The sequence below is a fragment of the Phocaeicola coprophilus DSM 18228 = JCM 13818 genome (genome assembly GCF_000157915.1).
GTDB lineage: Bacteria > Bacteroidota > Bacteroidia > Bacteroidales > Bacteroidaceae > Phocaeicola > Phocaeicola coprophilus.
Window position 1 is genome coordinate 88,367 of record NZ_EQ973646.1, and the last position, 4,696, is coordinate 93,062.

Sequence of the window (4,696 nt, forward strand, 5' to 3'; positions counted from 1 at the left end):
ATCTTCAGATTCTCCGCATCTTGCAGGAGAATGCCCGTCTCACCACCAAAGAACTGGCGGCACGCGTCAGCCTGTCGTCTACTCCGGTATTCGAACGCCTGAAGCGCCTGGAAAGCGGAGGTTATATAAAAAGATACATTGCCGTGCTGGATGCCGGAAAGCTGAATCAGGGTTTCGTTGTATTCTGTAAGGTGAAGATGCAGCGGCTGAGTTATGAAATAGCCACCGAATTTGCCCGTATCATCCGCGATATTCCCGAAGTGACGGAGTGTTATAACATTTCGGGCGCTTTCGATTATCTGCTGAAAATTCATGCTTCCGACATGAAGCATTATCAGGAATTTATACTGAATGTCCTGGGACGGATTGACCATCTGGGCTCACTGGAAAGTGTGTTCGTGATGGACGAACTGAAGCATGAATACGGCATTCACCTCTGAGCCCTCCGGAAAAGACAGGGGAGAGAATATACGAAATGCGGGAGACATCTCTCCGGATATCTCCCGCATCGGATCAGTTATCTGATTTTTTCGCGAATCTTTGTAAGATAGGCATGCATGCCTTCTGCATCCTTGCGGATGATGATGTCCAGCAGCTCGTTCAGTTCCGTGCGGATTCCTTCCACCTGTGCCGGTGTACGGGGATTGAACAGAATTTCCTGAAGCAGGAAGTCATCTTCGCTCAGTACGCCTTTGGCAATGGCCATGTGGCGCTTGAAAGTAGTTCCCGGTGCGTCCTGATGTTTCATGACGGCGGCAAACACGAAAGTGGATACGAAAGGAATGGACAGAGAATAGGCCACGGTTTCATCATGTTCTTCGAAACTGTATTCAAAGATGTTCAGGCTGAGGCGCTGGTAAAGGTCCTTGAAGAACACTTTGCCCAGATAGTCTCCCTCCTTGATGATGATGGCGTTCTCCGTGCTTAACTTGTCAAGATTGGCAAAAGTGGGGCCGAACATGGGGTGGGTGGAGACGTAGCGGAATCCGCTGGTCTCGTAGAATTCTTTCAGTCCGGTTTTTACCGAAGCAATGTCGCTGAGGATACAGTCGGAAGTCAGCACGGGAAGTACTTGCCGGAAAGCATCCAGGGTGTACTTGACGGTAGCGGCATTGATGACCAGCTCCGGACGGAATTCAGAAATTTCGTCCATACTGGTGAAACGGTAGCAATTATACATGAAGCGCAGACGCTGCGGATTAATGTCGTACACGGCCACTTCATGGTCAAAGCTCAATACATCGGTGAAAAAGGAACCCATCTTTCCGGCTCCGAGAATCAATATACGCATGTTGGTATGAGGTCAGTTTATTTGTTGATGATTTCCATTTGCTGGCGTACGCTTTCTTCGTGAATGGCTTCGAACACCTGCTTTACGAATTCGGCATCCATTCCGCAGAGGCTTCCCTGTGCTCCGCGCTTGTCGAGGATCTCGTTGTAGCGTCCGGTCTGCAGAATGGTCATGTTGTGTTCTTTCTTGAACGTACCGATTTCGCGGCATACACGCATGCGCTTGGCCAGAATTTCCATCAGGTCGTTGTCGCATTCGTCGATCTGCCGGCGCAGCTCGCTCAGGTTTTCCGTGCTCTGGTGTTCGCTTCGGATAACGAGCAGGTTCAGGATGTAGTTCAGTACGTCCGGAGTAACCTGTTGGGATGCATCACTCCATGCACAGTCGGGGTTGCAGTGAGATTCTACGATCAGACCGTCGAAGCCCAGGTCCATGGCCTGCTGGCAGAGCGGGGCAATCAGTTCACGCTTGCCTCCGATGTGACTCGGATCACACAGGATGGGAAGATTCGGAATGCGGCGGCGCAGTTCGATGGGGATATGCCACTGGGGCAGGTTGCGGTAGAGCTTCTTGTCGTATGACGAGAAACCGCGATGAATGGCTCCCAGCCGTTTCAGTCCGGCGTTGTTGATGCGTTCCAGGGCGCCGATCCATAATTCAAGATCCGGATTGACCGGGTTCTTCACGAATACAGGTACGTCTACACCCTTCAGTGCATCGGCAATTTCCTGCATGGCGAAAGGATTTGCCGTGGTGCGGGCACCGATCCAGAGAATATCAATTCCGGCTTTCAGACATTCGTAAACATGCTTGGCCGTGGCAACTTCGGTGGCTACATACATGCCGGTTTCTTTCTTGACTTCCTTGAGCCAGGGCAATCCTTCCACACCGATTCCTTCGAAACCTCCCGGTTTGGTACGGGGTTTCCAGATTCCGGCACGGAAAATCTTGACACCGTTGTCTGCCAGTTGCTTGGCTGTAGACATCACTTGTTCTTCTGTTTCGGCACTGCATGGGCCGGCAATGATCAGAGGGCGTTCTTCTGATACACCTTCCAGTTTGATGGGTTGTAAATCGAGTTCCATATCTTTTGTTTTTTTATGTTATCAGAATATTGCCTGAATACGTTTCAGGGCTTCTGCCAGTTTCTCTTCCTTGGCACAGAGGGAAATGCGGATGAAGCGTTTTCCGTTGCTTCCGAAGATGAATCCCGGCGTGATGAATACGCGTGCTTCATGGAGCACTTTTTCTGTCAGTTCCTCTACGTCGGCATAGTGTTCGGGAATTCTTCCCCAAAGGAACATGCCTACCTGATCCGGATCGAAGGAACATCCCAGGGCTTTCATGATCTCTTCAGCCAGACGGCGACGGCGGCTGTAAACCTGTATGTTGGCTTCTTCATGCCATTCGGCGCTGTTCTGATAAGCCCGGGCTGCTGCGAGTTGCAGGGGACGGAACGTACCGGAATCAATGTTGCTCTTGATTTTCAGGATCCACTGTACAAACTTTGCATTCGTTGCCAGCATTCCCACGCGCCATCCCGGCATGTTGTGGCTCTTGCTCATGGAATTGAATTCGATGCAGCATTCTTTGGCTCCGGGGACGTTGAGGATACTGATCGGCTTGCGGTTGAGAATGAAGCTGTACGGATTGTCATTCACGATGACGATGTTGTGCCGGCGTGCGAAATCTACCAGCTTTTCGTAGAGTTCCATGGTGGCATTGGCTCCGGTCGGCATGTTGGGATAGTTGGTCCACATGATCTTCACGCGGCTCAGATCCATTCGTTCCAGTTCGTCGAAGTCCGGTTGCCAGTGGTTGTCCTCCCGCAGGTTATAGTTGACGATCTCACTTCCCAGAATGCGGTTCAGTGAAGTATATGTGGGGTATCCCGGATTGGGAACCAGCACCTGATCGCCGGGATTCACCAGTGCGAGGGTGACGTGCAGAATCCCTTCTTTCGAACCGATGAGCGGCTGGATTTCAGTCGCCGGGTCGAGTTCCACACCATACCAGCGGCGGTACCAGTCGGCCATGGCCTGACGGAGTTCGGGAATACCTACGGTAGGCTGGTATCCGTGTGCGTCAGCTTTGCGGGCATTTTCGCACAACACTTCAATGGTTTCGGCCGAGGGCGGCATGTCCGGGCTTCCGATTCCCAGGCTGATCACGTTCTTTCCTTCGGCATTCATCTGTGCCACTTCCTTCAGTTTGCGGCTGAAATAATATTCGCTGACATTCGCCAGTCTGTCGGCCGGCTGGATGTTATATGGTTGATTCTCCTTCAGCATATTCTCCTAAAATTTTAAGTGCTTTTGTCAATGGGGTTACAGCATCAATTGCTTGTTTGTATCTCAGGTAGTCGTTGAACATGACATCTACATAGAACAGGTATTCCCATTCTCTTCCGATGATGGGCAGCGACTGGATTTTGGTCAGGTTGATTTTATAGAATGAAAAGATGGACAACACCTGTGAAAGGCTTCCTTCGCTGTGAGGAAGTGAGAAGACAATGTTGGCCTTGTTGATCTTCGTGCGGTCTTTCAGTTCGTCACTCAGCCACGGATCGCAGATCACGAGGAAGCGGGTGAAGTTGTGTTTGTTGGTTTCTATGCCTTCCTGGAGTATCTTCATTCCGTAAAGTTCTGCGGCATATTTTGAACAGATGGCTGCGTGTCCTTTCAGGTTTTTCTCCTTGATATTCCGGGCACTTCCGGCGGTGTCGTCGGTTTCCACCACTTTCAGCTCAGGATGATGTTGCAGGAAGTCCCGGCACTGAGCCAGCGCTACCGGATGCGAGTTGACTTCAGTCAGTGAACTCCAGTCGTCTTCGGGCATACACATGATGCTGTGGCTGATACGCAATTTGTGTTCACCGATGATGGTTGTTCCGCTTTCGCGCAGCAGTTCGTAATTATGGAGAAGGCTTCCCGCAATGGTGTTCTCAATAGCAACCAGGCCGATTACGTTGCTGTCTTTCTTCAGTGTCTGAAACACTTCTTCGAAGGTATTGCAGCAAATCAGTTCGATCTCCTCGTTCTTGAAATATTTGTGAGCTGCTATGTCGTGGTATGAGCCCGGTACTCCTTGTATTGCAATTCTTTTCATTCTGTTTGTTTTATCTAAAAAAAATCCCGCATTCTCATCGAAGCGGGATTCGTTATATCATGATTTCTGGTTTGTTTTATCGTTTATATACATATGCGAACTCCCGCTTCACTTCATTGCTAAAGTAAAAGTAATAAAAGAAAAAGAAGAAGTATGTCGCAAAATTTTTCATATATAAATTTGTTATTTTGTTATCATTACGGATGCAAAAGTAATACTTTTCTTGAAAAAACAAGCCTTTCATGAAATTTTTTCTTGATTTTTTTTAGTTCTTCATGGTTAATGTCTAGTTTTGTC

General features: G+C 49.3%; 5 protein-coding genes. 1 reads left to right on the forward strand and 4 read right to left on the reverse strand.

Translation table 11 applies throughout. From position 1 onward, the window contains the following. Positions 1–440 (forward strand): Lrp/AsnC family transcriptional regulator (locus BACCOPRO_RS12380; protein ID WP_008144158.1); only part of this gene is annotated, 440 nt, incomplete at its 5' end. Between the two features lie 77 nt (positions 441–517). Here BACCOPRO_RS12380 and BACCOPRO_RS12385 read toward each other — a convergent pair. Genes BACCOPRO_RS12385 through BACCOPRO_RS12400 form a run of 4 tightly spaced genes read right to left on the reverse strand, consistent with a single transcriptional unit; the run spans position 518 to position 4,399 of the window. After that, the gene (locus BACCOPRO_RS12385) at positions 518–1,291 is read right to left on the reverse strand and encodes a prephenate dehydrogenase/arogenate dehydrogenase family protein (protein ID WP_008144161.1); all 774 of its coding nucleotides are present in this window, start codon (positions 1,289–1,291) and stop codon (positions 518–520) included. A 17-nt stretch (positions 1,292–1,308) separates the two neighbouring features. After that, a complete protein-coding gene (locus BACCOPRO_RS12390; RefSeq protein WP_008144163.1) occupies positions 1,309–2,376 on the reverse strand; it encodes a bifunctional 3-deoxy-7-phosphoheptulonate synthase/chorismate mutase type II in 1,068 nt (355 codons plus the stop codon). Between the two features lie 21 nt (positions 2,377–2,397). After that, positions 2,398–3,582: a pyridoxal phosphate-dependent aminotransferase gene (locus BACCOPRO_RS12395; protein ID WP_008144165.1), complete on the reverse strand. Its 1,185-nt coding sequence runs from the start codon at positions 3,580–3,582 to the stop codon at positions 2,398–2,400. Further along, entirely contained in the window at positions 3,557–4,399 is an 843-nt protein-coding gene (locus BACCOPRO_RS12400; protein WP_008144167.1) for a prephenate dehydratase, read from the reverse strand. The genes BACCOPRO_RS12395 and BACCOPRO_RS12400 overlap by 26 nt, the downstream gene beginning before the upstream one ends. Positions 4,400–4,696 lie beyond the last annotated feature (297 nt).